This window comes from Pelorhabdus rhamnosifermentans (assembly GCF_018835585.1).
GTDB lineage: Bacteria > Bacillota > Negativicutes > UMGS1260 > UMGS1260 > Pelorhabdus > Pelorhabdus rhamnosifermentans.
Window position 1 is genome coordinate 1 of record NZ_JAHGVE010000116.1, and the last position, 339, is coordinate 339.

Annotated in this window: 1 protein-coding gene; it reads left to right on the forward strand. The window is 47.5% G+C overall.

The features are described from left to right. Window positions 1-339: dihydrodipicolinate synthase family protein (locus Ga0466249_RS26015; protein ID WP_215832394.1), on the forward strand; the 339-nt coding region annotated here is incomplete at both ends.

Below are 339 nucleotides of genomic sequence, written 5' to 3' on the forward strand. Positions count from 1 at the left end.
AAAGATACTAGCGGGGATATGACATTGACGTCCGAGTATATTCGCCGGACGCGCGATAAAGGGTTTAGTATTATGGCCGGACGTGACACCATGATTTTAGCGACCCTCGTGTATGGTGGAACAGGCTGTGTGGCAGGAACGGCGAATGTCGTGCCAAAAATTGTCGTAGAGATATACGATAAATTTATTGCAGGGGACCTTAAGGGAGCATTGGAAGCCCAGTATCGTTTGTCGCTATTTAGGAATGCCTATAGTTTGGGAAGTTTCCCGGTGGTGCCGAAAGACGCGTTAAATATGATGGGAGTGAATGTAGGACATCCGATTCGCCCCATTCAACAT